Consider the following 20,552-nt stretch of genomic DNA (forward strand, 5'->3'; position numbering starts at 1 on the left):
AGGGATATGTTTTACTTTGTACCTTCTTGGTATAAACAAGATCGAAAATGGTATTCTACTGCCCTACCTTTCTATCTGCAACCGAAAAATATGATGTTTGACGATGCCGTAAATTTATTGCGGATGTTTCAACAATCAGGAGAAGCCAACTCTGTCCTGATTTTGAATTATTCACCTCATATCCGGACTTTCTTTTATCAACAAAGACTTTCATCAGATGAAATGTGGAACCTATTTGATAGCATACAAGGTCTGACAGACGTTCCTGCACGAAAAATTCGCTTGGATGATTTGAAATGGCCGCAGGGAGCAGAAATCTTTTATACTCCTTTTATTGTAGATGTTCACGTCGACCACCTACCTCATGCTCAGATTAATTTTTCACAAATAGGTAATATTTTTGATATTACCTATTTTGAAAATAATCAGATAGATTATCAGCTTGTTTTTGATGACCGTGGCTTTGTCTCCAGTATTATCTATTTTGAGCATAATCAGCCTTATTATCAGGACTATCTGAATGCACAAGGGATATGGCAATTCAGAGAATTTTTGACAGCTGATAACCAGCAGGTCATTATCAATCCTGAGGCACAGGGCACATTTGCTAAGGATGTCTATCAGAATATTGAAGAGCTTGTTAAAGAAAAGCTAGAGCAGCATTTGGCTTCTGTTTTAACCAAGGATGATTCAATTATTGTTTCAGCAGATGTGCAGCATAATCATTTTTTCCAACAGATTAAGAAGGATCATCTTGTTGTTCTGTCCTTCTTTGGCAATCGTTATCCGATTACGAATACAGAACAATTATTCTCTGATTTAAAAGATACCCCATTTTTTGTGGTAGATAGCTTGGATAAAATTGTGAAGATTGCAGAACAAGTGGGGGAAGTAGAAGAAGAGCAACTTCCTGCTTATTATGAAATTCCACCTTATGATACACAGTTGAATCTTGGGCATAGTCAGCGGAAAAAAGAGTTGATCATCTATGTCAATTTCGATACTTTACCAGAACATCATCTTCAATATGTCTTTACTTCCTTGTTTGATATGATGTTGCAACATGAGTGGATTGACTTATTGGTTGGGACGCAGAGTCAGGATTTTGGTCGAGAAGCTTCTATTCGACAGTTTCTTGAGGAATCTTTATCATCAACAAAGTATGCAGAAAAATTGCTCCTTGTTGACAAAGATAAGGCTGCTAAGAGTGGCGATCCACGTTTAGAAGATGATGATAGCCCCAGAGAGCGAATTGATACTGTGGTGATTCATAGTGATACTGATTTGGCAAAGGCTCTGAAGTATGTTCGCGTCATCTTGGATTTGGGAAGCCCGGCAGATATACGAACTCAAATTGCGGGTATCAGCGGAGGGATTCCTCAAGTGAATTTGTATAATTCTTCCTATGTGAAGCATGGCGAAAATGGTTGGATCATGAATGATATTTCTAACCTGATAGAGGCACTCTTGTATTACCTCACAGATTTGGAACACTGGAATCAGTCTTTGGTGCATTCGGTTAAGAGGATTGAGCTGTATACAAGGGGAGAAATTGTCGAAATGTGGAAAAATACGATAAAGGAATTAAAGCTAAATGAACAGAATTAGTGTCCTACAGATTGCCAATGAGAATTGGCAGCACCAATATGAGATTCCTAGTAATATCGCATGGACATTTGTTAAACCAGAAGATATCATGTCCCTCTTGCCCGAAGATATTGGTATTTTAAAAAAGGATAGGAAGAAACCGAAGGCTGCTAAGCCCTATGATGTTGTATTGGTCGATACTGTTGAGCATTTTGAGTACATTACAGTATTGGACAGCTTAATTCAGGTTTATCGCTTGTTTTATCACGAACGCTGTCAAATCACTACAAAAACCTTGGAGAGATTCCTTTTACGCAAAAGGGCCGTTCAGTCTACTTTTGAAGATCCAGCTCAGATGCTGTATCTATTTTCACGGGGCTTTTCTTCCAAGCAAAGTGGTACCAAGCTCAGTGTTAATCACCTAGCTGTCAATCCCTCCTTCTCAGGTCAGATTAACTATGAAGGAACTAACTATCTCCGTCTGTGTGGCCAATATGGTGAGGATTACCAAACTGTAGCAACCTATCAGTACAATATCTTTCTGAGTGCAGACGCCCCTTTGGATTTATGGCCAGAGTTCAGAAATTCTGAAGATTGCGTAATTCGTTATGTCATCAAGGGTTATCCAGTTGGCAATTCTCCCATGCAAGAATGGATTTATGATGAAGAATCTTTTGATAAGCCTCTCGTTTTGGATACCAGCGATTCTTATTACCTAAGCGTCAGTGTTCAAGTAAAAGGTCAAGGAATTGTGAAAATTGGACCATTCCACCATCGCCAGTCTCATTTAGGTTATGGCGACTTGTTGATTGGTGGAAATCGTGTCGTGGATAAAAATCGGGAGGAATTGATTTACTACTTCCATCCTGGTGATTTGAAGCCACCTCTCAATATTTATTTTTCTGGTTATCGTCCAGCTGAAGGATTTGAGGGATACTGGATGATGAACAATTTGGGAGCGCCTTTCTTGTTGATTGGAGATCCGCGTTCTGAGGGTGGTGCTTTCTATCTCGGCTCAGAAGAGCTAGAGCAAAAGCTTGTTCAGGTTATTCATCACTGTTTAGATGAATTAGGCTTTACAAGGGATCAGTTGACCTTATCCGGACTATCAATGGGGACCTTTGGAGCCCTGTATTATGCTTCCAAGTTAGAGCCTCATGCAGTGATTGTCGGCAAGCCCTTAGTAAATTTAGGCGATATTGCAGAGAATGAGTCCACGATTCGTCCTGGAGGTTTTCCTACTTCTTTAGATTTGGTGCTTCGTACAACAGGAGAATTATCAGAGGAAGGAATAGCTCAACTTAATGAGCACTTCTGGACATCGTTCAAAGAGGCTGATTTTTCAAGGACGAAATTTATTGTGTCTTATATGTATCATGATGACTACGATGGTACGGCCTACCCTGATATGCTAGAAGAGCTAGGGAAGCGAGCTTATCGCGTTAATATCATTAGTAAAGGATTGACTGGACGACACAATGATGATACGCAAGGAATTGTCGAATGGTTCTTTAATCAGTATAAAACTTTATTAGTGAATAGTTTTGAAAGGAAGTTTGATTCGTGAGATACAAGGAAGAAATCTATTTTGCTTATTGGGATATGCAAAGTGTATCACAGTATCTATATGGATCGTCTGTGAAGCTGCTAGCAGATGGGCATGTTTTATATGAGAATCAGTTCATGCCGTCTGGTACAGTCATTCATGAATGGCATTCGCAAGCAAACTATCAGGCTTTACGAAATACGAGCCAGCTTCCTGAATTGAAGCGAGGAGAAAACTATATCTTTGGCAGCCATCTGGAGACTCTTCCTGAAAATTCGACCTACTTGAAGATTGAATTTATGAATGCGCGTGATGAGGAGATTTTTAATCAAATCATTAAGCAGGGTGAGACGATGAGCATTCGTGTTCCGAACAATACCCACCATTATGAAATTCAATTAGTGAGTTCAGGTTGCCATCGTTTCTTGTTTGAAAGCATCTATATTGCTGAAGAAGGTGTGGCAGATTATACTGTCGATCGCTATTGGATTTCGAAATTATTGCATAAGGACGTCAATCAAGAGACGATTTACGTTTGCTTTACGGAGCCTGATTTTAATCGGACGGGTTACATTCCAGAAATTGTTCGGGAACATTTTCCAAATTTGCTGGTAGTCAATTCTTCCTATAAAGACGCTCTTTTGTATATGGAAAAAGAGTTCTTCGAAATATTGCTTGGAACAATTGAAAAGCTGTCTCGAGAATATTCTTTTGAGAAGGTCGCTTTTTCTGGCTATGGGCCGATTTCAAATATGGCAGCCCTACTTTACTCACAGCAATTTGAAAATGCCTATGCTTTAGTGACTGATGATTTCATGCCAGAATTGGATTATCAGCATGTTCTGGATCGCTATCGAAATAGGGCGAATTATCCTCTATTTAGAGATTTACTACTGGAACGCTTCAATTCAGCTAGAGTAAAAGAATATGCCCATCTGAAAAATAGGCCACGGGTACTAACCAAAATTGATTATTTGTTGGATCAGTCCTTTTTGCTTCAAAAAATAGACTTGGAGAAAACGGAAGAGTGGATGAGAAAGAATGAAGCCTAAAAAATTACATTTAGCTAATTCCTTTAAACTAAGGCGTTATAAAAAAATCTTAGAAAAGATTAATCAGCTTTCTGATAATTATGCAGCCATGTCAGATGAAGAATTGCAGTCCAAAACTCAATGGTTTAAGGGCCGTCTTGCTGAGGGAGAAAGGCTGCAGGAAATTTTACCAGAAGCCTATGCCACCATTCGTGAAGCGGCTAAGCGTGTCTTGGGCCTCTATCCTTACGATGTACAAATCTTAGGTGCCTTAGTCATGCAAGACAATCAGATTGCCGAGATGAGGACGGGAGAGGGCAAAACACTAACAGCAATTCTGCCCTTATACTTAAATGCTTTGACTGGAAACAGCACCATCTTAGTTACGGCCAATGAGTATTTGGCGATACGTGACGCTAAACAAATGGCTCCTGTTTTTCATTACTTAGGAATGACAGTTGGGATTGGTGTTTCAGAAAATCCAGCTAAAAAATTGAAGGTTGCGCAAAAGCAGCGGATTTATCAAAGTGATATCGTGTATACAACACATAGTGCGCTGGGATTTGACTACCTTGAAGAAAATTTAGCGACCTCTCAAGCAAAGAAATTCTTGCCTAAGTTCTATTTCTGTTTAGTGGATGAGGTTGATGCAGCTCTCTTGGATAGTGCACAGATGCCTCTGATTATATCAGGCTCTCCGCGGGTTCAGTCCAATCTATTTGTTACCTGTGATGAGTTTGTTAAGACCTTGAAGGAAGGGGAAGATTTTAAGCTAGATTCGACTCGGACTTCAGTCTGGTTGACGAGAAAAGGTGTCAAGGAAGCAGAAGTATACTTCCGTGTACAAAATGCTTACGATCCAAATAACTACCAACTGATCCGTCAAATCAATTTGGCCTTAAGGGCCAATCATTTATTTGAAAAAGATCGTCAGTATACTGTAGAAAATGGCGAAGTTAAGCTGATGGATGAGGCAACAGGGCGAGTTTTAGAAGGGAATAAACTCCAATCTGGTTTGCACCAAGCCTTGGAAGCGAGAGAACGCGTAAAGATTTCCTTAGAAACACGTTCCATGGCCTCTATTACCTATCAAAATCTGTTCAAGATGTTTCCTAAATTGGCGGGGATGACGGGTACAGGGAAGGTCTGTGAAGATGAATTTCGTGAAGTGTATGACTTGGGAGTGGTCGTTGTACCAACTAGAAAACCCAATCAGCGGATTGATTATCCAGATGAGATTTATCTAACTATCCCTCAAAAACTTTATGCTTCCTTGGATTATATTAAAAAACTACACAAAAAGGGGCAGCCAGTTCTGATTGCGACAGGATCGGTAAGAATGTCAGAAATTTACTCTATGCTCCTATTGCAGGAAGGAATCGCTCATAATGTGCTAAATGCTTACAATGCAGCAAAAGAAGCAGAGATGATTGCACAGGCTGGCCGGCGTTCTGCGGTAACCGTCGCAACCTCTATGGCTGGTCGGGGAACGGATATTATTTTAGAAGAAGGCGTTGCTAAATTAGGCGGATTGGCGGTTATTGGAACAGAGAGAATGTCCAGTGAACGAGTGGACTTGCAGCTTCGTGGTCGTGCAGGCCGTCAAGGTGCGCCTGGACTAAGTAAATTCTTTGTTTCACTTGAAGATGATATTATCACAAAGACTGGCAGTAAGTGGATCAATGATTTTTATCAAAAAGAAGTCGCCAAGCCAGAGGAAAAACAGAAGGTTCATCTAAAATCTGTTCGTATTAAATATGAGGTGACAGAAGCTCAGAGAAACAGCGATAATGCGGCAGCTGCTTCAAGACGATCAACGGAGCAGTATGACGAAAGTATCCGAATTCAACGGCAAATCATTTATAACAAGCGCAATGACATTATTGCTCATTCTGACTTTAAACTAGAATATTTTTTATCTGTTTTATCAGATGCTATGGACGCCTATATGAAGAAGCATCCATTTAGAGAGCAGGCCGATTTGTATCGATTTGTTTTGGATAACATTAGCTACTATTGTCAAGGCATTCCGAGAGATTTAGATGTGACAAACATTCGTCAGGTTAAGAAGTTTCTATCTAAGCTTTTCATTGAAGAATATCAGCGGAAACGCGATAGAATTGAGGATTCAGAACTGTTTGGGCAGCTTCAGCGCATCGCAGTGTTAAGAGCAGTGGATGATTGCTGGGTGGAGCAAGTTGACTATCTCCAACAATTTCAAACTTTAGTGGTTAGTCAAGGTTATGCGCAAAAGAATCCTGTATATGAGTTTCATAAAGAGGCTTTTGAGTCATATAAGAGAATGAATGCAGACATGAATCTTAAAATTATAAAAAATATGGCGCTTAGTTATGTCAATGTTCAGCCTACAGGGAAATTAGAGGTTTTCTTTGGCTAAAGTTTTGACAGATTGTGCTATAGACTTTATAATAAGGATATAACTGCATTCGGGAGAAAATGTATATTTATGGGTAAGAATAATAAAGCAAAAGCAAAGGGGTTTAAGCGCGTTATATCGAAGTTTAAACGATTGGTGACGGAGGATGATAATTATTATGATCCGGATGCAGCCATCTTAAAACCGATTAGCCGAAAACCCCAAGAGCAGAATCAGGTTGTGTTAGGTATTAATGAAGAATTAAAACCACAGACAGAGCCAATTTCTATTATGGAAGACTTTGAGGATTTTCAAGCCAATAATAGCTTGGTAGTAGATGATCTGATAAAAAATGTCAGCCAAAGCTTATCAATGAGCGTTTCGACCTCAATGAGTTTGTCTGCTGAACATTTCGATAGTGGCTCTGTTTCAACAAGCGAGAGTTCTCTTCAAGATTCGCTGTGGGAGAAGGATTCATTAGAGACTTATTCTTTAGACTCTTCTTCTCACATTATCGATCAGTCAGATTCAGAATCTGAGCTGGCTCTTGAGGATGAATCCTTATCCGCTTCTATTAGCACGAGTGAGAGTCTTTCCGAGTCTGAATATTGGAGTATTTTCGAATCTGAATCTCTCAGCATATCAGAGTCAGATTCACTCTATGAGAGTGAATGGCTATCTGCTTCTATCAGTGCAAGTGAGAGCCTTTCTGAGTCTGAGTACTGGAGTATTTTCGAATCTGAGTCCCTCAGCATATCCGAGTCAGATTCACTCTATGAGAGTGAGTGGTTATCCGCTTCTATTAGTGCTAGTGAGAGTCTTTCTGAGTCTGAATACTGGAGTATCTTTGAATCTGAATCTCTCAGCATATCAGAATCAGATTCACTCTATGAGAGTGAATGGTTATCCGCTTCTATCAGTGCCAGTGAGAGCCTTTCTGAGTCTGAGTACTGGAGTATCTTTGAATCTGAATCTCTCAGCATATCAGAGTCAGATTCACTTTATGAGAGTGAGTGGTTATCCGCTTCTATCAGTGCAAGCGAGAGTCTTTCCGAGTCGGCTTCTATCCTTCTTAGCGAATTTGTTTCAACTTCAGTAGCGGATAGTCAGTCAGTTTCTCTGTCAGAATCCATTAGTGCTAGTCTGAGCCTTTCAGAATCTGAGTCTCTCAGTGCCTTAGAAGAGGCTTCTATGAGTCTTTCAGATTCAGTTTATGAGGAGGAAGCTGATTCACCTTCAGTAAACGAGAATAAGCCGGATACTTTCTTGATTTCTCTTAGCACTAGCCTGAGCCTCTCTACTTCTGAATGGTTGGCTCAGTCTGAGTTTACTTCACTTAGCCTTTCGGCATCTGAATCTTTGAACCTCAGTCAGTCTCTATCCTTGAGTGAAGCATTTTCTCAACTTCTTTTCGAATCTGAATCAGCCAAGGAGAGTCAGCAGCTATCAGAATCACTTAGCTATAGCCAGTCTCTTTCTCTTTCAGAATCTTTGAGTGAGTGGACAGTAGCCTCCCTCAGTCTCAGTGAGTCAGTCTCTTTGAGCGATTCAAGCTCCCTGAGTGAGTCCATTGCCGAGTATACTTGGTTAAGTTCTTCATTGTCGGTTAGCGCCTCTGTTGCTCAATCCGAATTGGAAAGCCAATTGGCATCAATATCCGAGTCTATTAGTGTCTCAGAATCTCTCAGTCAGAGTGTGAGCGTCTTCACTTCTTTAAGCTTGAGTGAGTCAATTTCCTTGAGTGAATCCGAAAGTCTCAGTGCGTCAAGCTCCTTGAGTTTGAGTGAGTCAACTTTCTTGAGTGAATCTGAAAGCCTTAGTCAGAGTCTCAGCCTTTCAGAATCCTTGAGCCAAAGTGTCAGCGCTTCACACTCTTTGAGCCTCAGTGAGTCAATTTCAGTCAGTCAATCTGAACAAGAGAGCCAGAGCCTTAGCGTGTCAGAATCCTTGAGTCAGAGCGCAAGCCTTTCGACTTCCTTTAGTTTGAGCGAATCACTTTCCGAGTATACTTGGCTCAGTTCGTCACTCTCAGTTAGTGCCTCTGTTGCCCAATCTGAATTGGAAAGCAAGTTAACATCAATTTCCGACTCTATTAGTCAGAGTGCTTCAATCTCTCTGAGTGTTTCAGAGTCTCTCAGTCAGAGTGCAAGCCTTTCAACTGCCTTTAGTTTAAGTGAATCAGTTTCCTTGAGTGAGTCTGAGAGCCTTAGTCAGAGCCTCAGTGTTTCAGAATCCTTGAGTCAAAGCCTGAGTGTTTCAAGCTCCTTGAGTTTGAGTGAGTCTGAAAGTCTTAGCCAGAGCCTCAGTATCTCTGAATCATTAAGTGAAAGTGCGAGCCTTTCAACTTCTTTAAGTTTGAGTCAATCAATTTCAGAGTATAATTGGCTCAGTTCGTCACTCTCAGTTAGTGCTTCGGTAGCCCAATCTGCATATGAAAGTAAGTTAATTTCAGTTTCAGAGTCGGCTAGTCAGAGCACATCAGTCTCTATTAGTCTTTCAGAATCTCTTAGTCATAGTGTCAGCATCTCAACTTCCTTTAGTTTGAGTGAGTCGATTTCTCTGAGTGAATCAGAGCACCTCAGTCAAAGTATTGTGAGAGTTTCCTTATCTGAGTTTTATAGTATTTCAGTCTCAGAGTTGCTTTCTTACAGACAGAGTGCTTCAGAGTCTAAGTCAGTATCACATAGTTTACAAGTCTCAGAATCTCTGTCACTTAGCTTGTCTCGAACAGAGTCAATGCGTCTTGCTTATCAACAAGAATCGCTTGATAGCATGAACCTTGCATCTCAGGAGCTTTCAGAGACAGTTGCACTATCTCAAGAAAGCTTGTCTGTTCAAGTGTCTGCAACTCCAAACTTGAGCGTGACAGATCAAGAGGCATATCAGATGGTAAGACCAGGTTTACAGCCAATTTCTCCTGACTTAAAAAATGTCGCTAGCACATTATCTGGGTTGGCTTCAATCGCTCAAAATAAGAAAGACCAGCGATAATTTTAAAGATACTAGAGGATGCAATAGTATCCACATATATTCACAAAATCAAAAGGAGTCATTATGATTAGAAATACGATGCCCAACAGTAATAAAGGTTTGGGAACGACGGATGTATTACCAATTAGTGAACCGCGTATAGGAGTACTGACAGGGGAAATCAACTACAAAAAAGTACCAATAGGTGCCTATGATCTTCTGGGACAATTTACTTTAGCGAGTCAACCAGATTATGTTAGTGATTTGAATATGATTCAATCGATGGGCTTCAATGTTTATAGAATTTCTATCTCTTGGGCGCGAATTTTCCCAACTGGAGAAGAAGCGCAGCCAAGTGAAGAAGGTTTGAAATATTATGAAGCTATCATTGATCAAGTGTTGCAAAAGGATATTGAACCGATTGTCACTTTAAGTCATTTCGATCTTCCTCTTCATCTGTATGGAAAATACGGCGCGTGGAAGAGCCGCAAGATGATTGAACTTTATGAGCATTATACAGAAGCTGTTTTCAGACATTTTAAAGACAAGGTAAGATATTGGATTACCTTTAATGAATTTAATATTTTACACCATTTACCATATCTTGGTGGCGGTCTGTCTTTTGAAGAGGGAGAAAATCGGAACCAACGGATCTGGCAAGCGGCTCACTATCAATTGGTCGCTTCGGCACGTGCTGTTAAGCTTGGAAAATCAATCAATCCAGAATTTCAATTTGGTGGCATGTTGGTAGTCAGTCGTAATTATAGTCAGAATCTAGATAGTGCGATTGATGCGATGGAAGCAGAAGTCAAGAACCGTGAAAACTATGTCTTTACAGATGTACAAGTTCGTGGTTCTTATCCAAACCATTTCTTGCGCCGATTAGAGCGTGAGCAGATTGCTTTGGATATTGAAAATGATGACTTCTTTGACTTACGAGTCGGAAAGGTTGATTTTGTTAGCTTTAGTTACCATGCATCTAGTAATTCTCAAGAAGTCTTTATCAATAAATATGGCTATAACAATACCAATAAGAATCCAATTGATCCTGTAGGTCTTCGCCTAGCTATGAATAATCTTTATGATCGCTATCAAAAGCCACTATTTATTGTGGAAGATGATCTAGTATTAGATGAGTCAGACAGCCGATCAATAGAAGAGCTAAAAACGAATATTCAAGAGATCGTTAAAACAGTAGAATATGATGGCGTTGAGCTTCTTGGCTATACACCTCTCAGCTGGGTAGATCTCAATTTCTAAAGTAGATGCGTTTACATCTAGTTACCTTTTAAGAAAATACCTGAATGGATTATATGTCATCTATTCAGGTATTTTTGTTTATAAAAGAATAAGGTTACAAAACTAAGAGAACCATGGAACTAGCAGGTGGATAGAATTTTATTTGCTCTTGTAGTATCCTGATTTTTTTGCTCGGAAACTTATAAAACAATGGTAATAAGCGTCATTTTATGCTACAATTGATAAGATAGTATATAATTAGAATAAATGAAGAATAGAGGGAGCAGAATGAGACTTAAAAAGACCCTATTTGGTAACTATCGTGCCAAGGAAGTTGAAGAATACATTGAATCGTTAGAAGAAGGATTTGATAGCGAAATTCGCAAAAAGAATGAGAAAATTGAATCTTTACGTAAAAAAATTGATACTTTAAAGAACCAAGAAAGAGAAATCGGTGAAGCCGTCGTTTATGCTAAATCGCTGATTATTGAAGCACATGAAAAGGCAGAAAAAGAGGCTCAAGAGGTTCTAGAGAAAGCTCAGAAAGACTTCTTACAAGTAAGATCGTCTATCCTTGAAGAGATCGATGAATTGACGAAAAAACGTCTTGAAACGGAACAACTCTATAAGGCGCAAAAGGAAAAAATCAAAGAGCTTCTTAGTCAAATTGGTCAGATTCTAGACGAAGAAACTTTAGAGGGTCAAATTGACATCGCAAGTCTAATCGAGGAAGCTTCGGAAGACGACGAATTTGCAAGCATATTTGATACTCCTTTAGAGGAAGATGAAGCTACGCGTTTGTTTGATACGCCTTTGGAAGAAGACGAAGCTTCAAATGAGCAAGTTGAAGCTGAAAGTTTATTCGATGAAGCTTCTCTTGAAACGCATGAAGAAGAAGTAAATGAATCAGATGTTTTTGGTGAGGAAGAAGTCCCAGTAGAAATCTCTGCTCCACAAAAAGAAGTTGTAAATATTGAGCAAACATTTGCTAAGACAGGTACAGATAGCTCTGTTCCCGTTACTTACTTCACTTCTCCTGTCAAAAAGTCTAAAGACGAAGACAAAGAAAAAGAGAAAAAGAAGAAAGGAAAAATCATCAAACGCCTTTCAAGAATTAAAAAAGATAATCTTTTGTAAGAGGAACATGGTTTATGACAATTTATAACATCAACCTAGGAATTGGTTGGGCAAGCAGCGGGGTTGAGTACGCACAAATTTATCGTGCAAAATTGCTTCGCAGTGTGGGCTTAGAGGCAAAATTCATCTTTATGGATTTTATTTCAGCCGATAATATTGAACATTTGACGAAGAATATCGGCTTTGAAGACTCTGAGGTCATTTGGCTCTATCAGTATTTTACAGATGTTAAGATTGCTCCAACAACCTACACTCTAGCACATGTTTTAGCTAGTTTTGATAGAGAACCTCTGGAAATCGTCCGTAATCCTGAGAATAAGACCTTTCGGATCTTGTTTGGAGATAATGATTTCGTAACGTGCTACTCATGCGATATGGATAATGAACTGATTGAGCGGGCAGAGATTGTTTCGCGTGGCTGTCTCATTCAGAAAGAATATTATACGTATACCAAAAACTTTATTGAATACTATAGTCCTGTAGATGGTCGGGCTCGTCTCTATCAACGGACTTGGCTCAATGAAGACGGTAGTGTGGCTTACGAAGAGATTATCGATGAAGTAGACGGTAAGCCAGAAACGCAAGTTTATCGTTTTCCAGATCAGGTTTTCTACTCCAAGCAGGAATTTGTTGCTCATTTCATGAGAAGCTTGAAGTTGACAGACAAGGATTTACTGATTCTAGACCGAGAGACAGATATTGGCCAGCCAATCTTCGCCAATAAGGGGGATGCCAAACTAGCTGTCATCGTTCATGCAGACCACTTTAGTGAAAATCCCGCAGAAAAAGAGTATATCTTATGGAATAATTACTACGAGTATCAATTTGAATACGCAGAAGAAGTGGACTACATCATCAACTCGACGGATGCTCAAACAGAGCTTCTGAAAGAGCAGTTTGCTCAATATACCGACATCAAGCCGAAGAATATTTTAACTATTCCTGTGGGTAGCTTGGATCAGCTGCGCCGACCAGAAGGTCAGCGGAAACCTTTTGGTTTGATGACAGCTTCTCGTTTGGCCAGTGAAAAGCATATTGATTGGCTGATTCACTCTGTGGTGAAGGCGCATGAGCAACTACCGGAAATCACCTTTGATATTTATGGTAAAGGTGGTGAGGAAGCTATGCTGCGGAAGCTGATTTCGGATCTGCAAGCAGAAGAGTATATTCGACTGATGGGGCATCATCATATGGCGGATATTTACAAGAATTATTCCGCTTATCTAGCAGCATCGACAAGTGAAGGTTTTGGTCTGACTCTGTTAGAAGCGGTTGGCTCTGGTCTGCCGATTATTGGTTTTGATGTACGTTATGGAAATCCAACCTTTATCCGTGATGGGGAAAATGGCTACTTGATTCCTAAGGCTCGTCCAGATGATCTAGATGCCATGACGACAGAGTATGCAGAAAAGATTGTTCAGCTATTAACTCAACATTCTCAAGAAGATTTGTCCCGTGTATCCTACGAGATAGCTGAGCCTTACCTTGATGAGCATATTGCCCAGCGCTGGTCTGACCTAGTTCGATCGGCTCAGACCAACTAAGTAGGATTCAGAAAGAAAGGCATAACCACTATGATTTGTTTGTTTGACCGCTATGATCAAGCAAGTTTTGATTTGTTACGTTCATTAAAAGCAACAGGACTTGATTGTCCTGTTGTTGTTGTACAAGATGATGGCTATCTTTCACCAGATGTCGAGTCTCCTTACAGTTATTTTACAGGAAATTTGGATACACCAGAGGGCCGTCCAATTTATTTTAATCTTGTCCCCAAACCGCACCTATGGGAGATTCGCTCCAGCAATGTAAATGGTGAAATCTTGGATATGGGCAAGAAGCGTGCGAATATTTTTTATCGCCAACCAACGCATGAAAGACGTGTGCGGGCTGTCGAATGGTTGGATACAGAGGGGAAGGTTCGAGCAGCAGATATCTATAATCGCAAAGGACGCCTTTTCGCACAAATAACCTATGATCAGACACAACGTCCGACCCATACTCGCTATTTTGACCAGAACAATGTCGTGGTGATTATGGAAAATCATCTGACTGGCGATATCATCTTGACACTTGAAGGAAAGCGTCATATCTTTAAATCCAAACAAGAATTTGTCGTCTTTTATCTGCAATATCGTGGATATGATACAGATCGTATTATTTATAATTCTCTAGCAACCCCCTTCTTGGTGGCCTACTCTCTTCGTCCTAAAAATGGTCGTGCAGAAGATGTCCTTTTCTGGCAAGAGCCTATCGGAGAAGCCTTACCTGGTAATATGAAAGTAGCTATGAAAATGCCTCATCGCAACATCCGCATCGCTGTTCAGGACAGGCAGGTATATGAGAAAATTCAAAGCTTGGCAACACCAGAAGAAAAAGTCTATTTCCACAATATTGGTTATATTTATGATTACCAGCGTCTTAATAATATGAATCCAGAAGCCTTGATTTTAACCAATAGTGATCAGCTTGAGCAAATAGAGCAGCTCTTGAATCAGCTGCCAAATGTACATTTCCATATTGGAGCCATCACAGAAATGTCTGGCCATTTGATGGGGCTCAATCGCTATCCGAATATTTCCCTCTACCCTAATATTCGTCCAGCTAAGGTGAATGAACTTTTTGCTCGCTGTGACTTGTATCTGGATATCAATATCAGCGATGAAATCCTAAATGCTTGTCGCACAGCTTTTGAGAACAACATGCTGATTCTCAGCTTCAAAAACACTTGCCATAGCCGTCGATTTATTGCGGATGATCACATTTATTCGCCAGAAAATGTCTCGGCCATGGTGGACAAAATCCAAGCTGTCCTTACTCATACAGAGGAGATGGGAACCGCCCTTGACAAGCAGAAACAGGCTGCTAATCAAGCTAGTTTGGAGCAATATAAGGCCATTCTTTAACCAGATACATGAGAACTTGCTTTCGATGAGGGCAAGTTCCTTCATGCAGATTTAGTAAGGGAGGACAATCATGCCAGAGAATAAAAAAGGAATTCTGCAGGAACATATCAACGAGCAACTAGATAATCGTAGGAGACCGTTGAAAAGAGAGAAGCAAGAGTTTAGTATGATTGCAGTTCTAGGTGGTATTCTTTTTCTTATCACCCTTTTAGTCACAATCATCATGCAGTTGGGACACTTTTTCTAGGATTTTTTCTGGATGGCGGAGGTCTCTAGAGCAGATGAACCTTGACGATTTGCTCGTCAGGTTTTTTTGTCTCTATCTAATTGAACTAGTGTGAAAGGGGGGGAGTAGGGATTTCGAAAGATAAAACGCTTTCGATTATTTGAATCTTAAAAGCGAATTTTAGGTAAAAATTAGGCGTTTTCATTCGTTATTTAGAGTATAAATGCTTGAAAAGGAGGAACTGTTTTGCTAAAATAATAAATGGTCTATACTAGATAAAAGCAACTGGTATATGCCAGTTGAAATCTGCATTTTCTGAGTCAAAGGGATAAAAACTGAGACTGACTGTGGCTTTTATTGGCTTTGGTTTTGAGAGGGCAGCGCAACTACGCTTTGTTAATGGTCATGAGATTAACAAAGGGTCGCAATTGGATAAAAGAAAGGAATCGAATGTTTCGAAGTAAAAAATTTAACAAAGATTTCGAGATCGTAGATGAGAAAAAGCGTTATAAGCTTTACAAGTCGGGGAAAAACTGGGTAAAAGCCTCGAACTCTCAATTGGATCTCTTCCGTATCGGTGGGATGGGCGAAGTTGTCTCTAGTACCCTATCAGACACTGAAGAACTTGATCACGCACACCTTAGTTTTAACACGCTAGCGGGTATAGGGGGAATCCTGGCCGCGGGGGCTGCAGGATTTGTGATGACTCAAGAGCAAACTGTTTATGCGGATGAAACATCTGAGTATACAGAAAAGGATAAAACAGTCATCTCAGCTGAACCGAAAGTAGCTGAAACAACTGAAACAAGTGCCAACTCAATCATCGCTCAAGCGCAAGCAGAAGTAAAGAAAGCTCAAGCAGAACAAGCATCTGCAACAGCTTCTGTATCAGTCAGTCAATCTGTTGAGGATCAAGCGAGTGCGAGTCAGTCAGTTTCAGTCAGTCAATCTGCCTCAGCAAGTCAGTCAGCTTCAGTCAGTCAATCTGCCTCAGCAAGTCAATCAGCATCAGCTCCTACATCACTCTCAGCAAGTGCAAAAGCATCTGCATCAGTAAGCTCTACACCATCAGAGTCAGCAAGCGCTCAAGCACCTGCCTCTGTAGTTGAGAGTACATCAGTTGTTAGCGAACCATCAGCTCAGGCTTCTGTGTCTACCTCAGCTTCTGCATCGCTCAACCTTAAGGTCAACCCTGCGGCAAGTCTTGTATCAGGTAGTGCTAACCAAAGTTTGGCTAGTGCAGCTCTTAGCACAAGCCAAGCAGAAACAACAAGCAACAACATCGCAGCTGGTGTTGTAGCAGATAAGAACCAAGCCCAAGGTAAGGATACAACCAAGCAAGCTGAGAAAAACCAAAAGGTTGACAATACTGTAGCGATTGCACCAAAGACAGGGTATTCTGGTTTTAGAGCAAATCCGATCGATACTGGATCAAAAGAACCTTTCTTTCTAAATACCGATCCATATAGCATCAACTCTCCAGAAACAAGTGGTCGTTTAAATAGACAACGGGTCTTTCTGGGACGAGCAGGTGTTCCTTTCTCGGTAACATATTACATGCATAAGTCTCAATTTGATGCGGACGAATATCCTTACGGTTCATATAAGGATAGTGAGTCTGCAGGACTTTCTCCAAGAACAACTCTAGAGACTCGAAACTGGCAAGAAGCACAAGAGAAATATAATATTACCTCGGAAACAGGTCGTGTGGAAGTGGCTCCTGGACGTTATATTCCATATGTAACTTTTAAGAGTGATAATCCAAAACCACTTAGAAGTAGTGTCAATCTGGATGTGACCTTTGATGGACGTAGCTTTCCTCAAACCAGCGTATTCATGAACTTCACTACTTCTCAGTTTAAGGGACCTGCTGTAACGTATGATGCCGAAGGGAAAAAAGAAGCACTGGCTCCTCTTGCAAAATATAAAGTAGGAGATACAGTCAATGAAACCTACTATTTCCATAATGATAAACAGTATAGATATGAGCAAGATGCTAGAAATGCTATTACTTTGTACGCTGGTAATGGTGGTTGGACCAGAAATATGGGCTTGAGATTTGTTCAAGGAGTGGAAAGACGTGCTGATTTTACCTATGTTCCTAAAGTCACTGTTACGGGGACTGTTAAAACTGAAAATCCTAATTATCTTATCAGACATAATGATGGAGTGGGAGGTAAGGATGCTGAATTCTTTACCTATCTAGGCCGTCCAGAAGAAGTTGTAACTGAGGCTGCGCAGGAGTCAATTATCAACAAGAGCAAAGACTCACTAATTCCTTCCCCTGAACCACTAGTTCCTGAGGTTGAAGTCGGTAAACGAGTTAATGAAACTTTATATGTTCATGATGGTAATAACAAAGGAGATAAGTCTGTTGGTTCTTGGCAAAGTTCTTACCTTGCGGATCAAGCGGTTGAACTGATTCATGGTAAGAAAGAACTAGAAGCTCTTGGATTAACAGTTACTACTAAAAGCAATGAACCAGGGGCTGGTAAAACTGGTTATATCCCATCTATCCAAATTTCTGGAACGCCTACTAAAACAGGAACTGTAACACTTAAATATAAGATCACTGACGAAGCGGGACAGCTTAACTTTAAGGACATTCAAGTAAATGTTAAAGAAAGCGGATCCCTGAGCCAATCAGTTTCAGCTTCTTTATCTGCAAGTCAAAGTGCTTCAGCATCTAACTCAGCAAGCATCAGTGCGAGCCAATCAGCATCTATCTCAGCAAATGCTAGCCAAAGTGCCTCAGCCAGTGCGAGCGTGAGCAGTAGTGTATCCGCTTCTGTATCAGGAAGCCAAAGTTCAAGTGCCTCAGCTAGTGCCTCGCTTAGCGCAGGTCAATCTCACTCAGCAAGCTTGAGTGCTAGCCAGAGTGCATCAGCCAGCGCATCGCTAAGTGCGAGTCGCTCAGCTTCAGCAAGTGTAAGCTCAAGCCGTTCAGCCAGTGCCTCAGCGAGTGCATCACTTAGTGCAAGTCAATCAGCTTCAGCATCAGTAAGTGCAAGCCAAAGCGCATCAGCATCAGTAAGCTCAAGCCAATCAGCTTCAGCTTCTGTAAGTGCAAGCCAAAGCGCATCAGCATCAGTAAGCTCAAGCCAATCAGCTTCAGCCTCAGTAAGTGCAAGCATCAGTGCAAGCCAATCAGCATTAAGCTCAGCAAGTGCGAGCCAAAGTGCCTCAGCAAGTGCAAGCGTAAGTGCTTCAGTGAGCTCAAGTCAATCGGCTTCAGCATCTGTATCAGCAAGCCAATCAGTATCAGTATCAGCTAGTCAAAGCGCTTCAGCGTCTGTATCTGCAAGTCAAAGTGCCTCAGCATCAGTAAGTGCAAGTCACTCAGCATCTGTATCAGCAAGCCAATCAGCCAGCGCCTCTGTATCAGCAAGTCAAAGTGCTTCAACATCAGTAAGCGCGAGCCAAAGCGCTTCAGCATCAGTAAGCTCAAGTCAAAGCGCTTCAGCGTCAGTAAGTGCAAGTCACTCAGCATCTGTATCAGCTAGCCAAAGCGCTTCAGCGTCTGTATCTGCAAGTCAAAGTACTTCAGCATCAGTATCAGCAAGCCAAAGTGCCTCAGCTTCAGCATCTAACAACCAGAACTCAGCTTCTATCTCAGCAAGCGCGAGCCACTCTGCGTCAATTAGTGCAAGCCAAAGCGCTTCAGCATCAGTAAGTGCAAGCCAAAGTGCCTCAGCTTCAGCATCTAACAACCAGAACTCAGCTTCTATCTCAGCAAGCGCGAGCCACTCTGCGTCAATTAGTGCAAGCCAAAGCGCTTCAGCATCAGTAAGTGCAAGCCAATCAGCATCAAGCTCAGCAAGTGCGAGCCAAAGTGCCTCAGCTTCAGCATCTAACAACCAGAACTCAGCTTCTATCTCAGCAAGCGCGAGCCAGTCTGCGTCAATTAGTGCGAGCCAAAGTGCTTCAGCATCTATCTCAGCAAGCATCAGTGCTAGCCAATCAGCCTCTGTATCAGCTAGTCAATCAGCTTCAGCATCTAACAACCAGAACTCAGCATCTATCTCAGCAAGCGCGAGCCACTCTGCGTCAATTAGTTCTAGCCAAAGCACTTCAGCTTCTGTATCTGCAAGCCAAAGTACTTCAGCATCAGTAAGTGCTAGTCAATCAGCATCTGTATCAGCTAGCCAATCAGCTTCAGCTTCAGTATCTGCAAGTCAAAGTACTTCAGCATCAGTAAGCGCAAGCCAAAGTGCTTCAGCATCTATCTCAGCAAGCATCAGTGCTAGCCAATCAGCCTCTGTATCAGCTAGTCAATCAGCTTCAGCATCTAACAACCAGAACTCAGCGTCTATCTCAGTAAGCGCGAGCCACTCTGCGTCAATTAGTGCGAGCCAAAGTGCTTCAGCATCAGTAAGTGCTAGTCAATCAGCATCTGTATCAGCTAGCCAATCAGCTTCAGCTTCAGTATCTGCAAGTCAAAGTACTTCAGCATCAGTAAGCGCAAGCCAAAGTGCTTCAGCTTCAGCATCTAACAACCAGAACTCAGCATCTATCTCAGCAAGCGCGAGCCAGTCTGCGTCAATTAGTGCGAGCCAAAGCACTTCAGCATCAGTAAGTGCTAGTCAATCAGCATCTGTATCAGCTAGCCAAAGCGCTTCAGCATCAGTAAGTGCTAGTCACTCAGCATCTGTATCAGCTAGCCAATCAGCCAGCGCATCCGTATCAGCTAGTCAAAGTGCTTCAACATCAGTATCTGCAAGCCAATCAGCTTCAGCGTCTGTATCTGCAAGTCAAAGTACTTCAGCATCAGTAAGCGCAAGCCAAAGTGCCTCAGCTTCAGCATCTAACAACCAGAACTCAGCGTCTATCTCAGTAAGCGCGAGCCACTCTGCGTCAATTAGTGCGAGCCAAAGTGCTTCAGCATCTATCTCAGCAAGCATCAGTGCTAGCCAATCAGCCTCTGTATCAGCTAGTCAATCAGCTTCAGCGTCTGTATCTGCAAGTCAAAGTACTTCAGCATCAGTAAGCGCAAGCCAAAGTGCCTCAGCTTCAGCATCTAACAACCAGAACTCAGCGTCTATCTCAGTAAGCGCGAGCCAGTCTGCGTCAATTAGTGCGAGCCAAAGTGCTTCAGCATCTATCTCAGCAAGCATCAGTGCTAGCCAATCAGCCTCTGTATCAGCTAGTCAATCAGCTTCAGCGTCTGTATCTGCAAGTCAAAGTACTTCAGCATCTGTATCAGCTAGCCAATCAGCAAGCACAAGCATGAGCAACAGCGTGTCCGCCTCAATCAGTGCATCTGAATCAGTAAGCACAAGCATGAGCAACAGCGTGTCTGCTTCAATCAGTGCTTCAGTATCAGCAAGCACAAGCATGAGCAACAGCGTGTCTGCCTCAATCAGTGCAAGCCAATCAGCAAGCACAAGCATGAGCAACAGCGTGTCTGCCTCAATCAGTGCTTCAGTATCAGCAAGCACAAGCATGAGCAACAGCGTGTCTGCTTCAATCAGTGCTTCAGTATCAGCAAGCACAAGCATGAGCAACAGCGTGTCTGCTTCAATCAGTGCTTCAGTAT

The 20,552-nt window shown here is 41.5% G+C and carries 11 protein-coding genes; all 11 read left to right on the forward strand.

Annotation, left to right across the window (positions count from 1 at the left end):
* The first annotated feature begins 6 nt into the window (after positions 1-6).
* Positions 7-1,608, forward strand: coding sequence for an accessory Sec system protein Asp1 (asp1, locus tag FZ954_RS08705; protein ID WP_148878074.1), 1,602 nt, complete (start codon positions 7-9; stop codon positions 1,606-1,608).
* Complete coding sequence (gene asp2 / locus FZ954_RS08710; protein ID WP_148878075.1) at positions 1,595-3,154, forward strand: accessory Sec system protein Asp2; 1,560 nt, start codon at positions 1,595-1,597, stop codon at positions 3,152-3,154. Before asp1 ends, asp2 begins: the two co-directional genes overlap by 14 nt.
* Entirely contained in the window at positions 3,151-4,185 is a 1,035-nt protein-coding gene (asp3, locus tag FZ954_RS08715) for an accessory Sec system protein Asp3 (protein ID WP_148878076.1), read from the forward strand. The genes asp2 and asp3 overlap by 4 nt, the downstream gene beginning before the upstream one ends.
* Complete coding sequence (gene secA2, locus FZ954_RS08720) at positions 4,175-6,562, forward strand: accessory Sec system translocase SecA2 (RefSeq protein ID WP_148878077.1); 2,388 nt, start codon at positions 4,175-4,177, stop codon at positions 6,560-6,562. The genes asp3 and secA2 overlap by 11 nt, the downstream gene beginning before the upstream one ends.
* Before the next feature lie 69 nt (positions 6,563-6,631).
* Entirely contained in the window at positions 6,632-9,532 is a 2,901-nt protein-coding gene (locus FZ954_RS08725; RefSeq protein ID WP_148878078.1) for a hypothetical protein, read from the forward strand.
* Between the two features lie 63 nt (positions 9,533-9,595).
* Positions 9,596-10,771, forward strand: a complete 1,176-nt coding sequence (locus FZ954_RS08730; protein WP_148878079.1) for a family 1 glycosylhydrolase — start codon at positions 9,596-9,598, stop codon at positions 10,769-10,771.
* 267 nt (positions 10,772-11,038) lie between these two features.
* Positions 11,039-11,887 (forward strand): hypothetical protein, encoded by an 849-nt coding sequence (locus tag FZ954_RS08735; protein WP_148878080.1) that lies wholly within the window; start codon positions 11,039-11,041, stop codon positions 11,885-11,887.
* A 14-nt stretch (positions 11,888-11,901) separates the two neighbouring features.
* Positions 11,902-13,431 (forward strand): accessory Sec system glycosyltransferase GtfA, encoded by a 1,530-nt coding sequence (gene gtfA / locus FZ954_RS08740; protein ID WP_148878081.1) that lies wholly within the window; start codon positions 11,902-11,904, stop codon positions 13,429-13,431.
* 30 nt (positions 13,432-13,461) lie between these two features.
* Complete coding sequence (gtfB, locus tag FZ954_RS08745) at positions 13,462-14,790, forward strand: accessory Sec system glycosylation chaperone GtfB (RefSeq protein ID WP_148878082.1); 1,329 nt, start codon at positions 13,462-13,464, stop codon at positions 14,788-14,790.
* 70 nt (positions 14,791-14,860) lie between these two features.
* Entirely contained in the window at positions 14,861-15,037 is a 177-nt protein-coding gene (locus tag FZ954_RS08750; RefSeq protein WP_148878083.1) for an XRE family transcriptional regulator, read from the forward strand.
* A 429-nt stretch (positions 15,038-15,466) separates the two neighbouring features.
* On the forward strand, positions 15,467-20,552 hold a 5,086-nt coding region (locus FZ954_RS11990), incomplete at its 3' end, for a KxYKxGKxW signal peptide domain-containing protein (protein WP_262366244.1).

This window comes from Streptococcus sp. Marseille-P7375 (assembly GCF_902460365.1).
Classification (GTDB): Bacteria; Bacillota; Bacilli; order Lactobacillales; family Streptococcaceae; genus Streptococcus; species Streptococcus cristatus_I.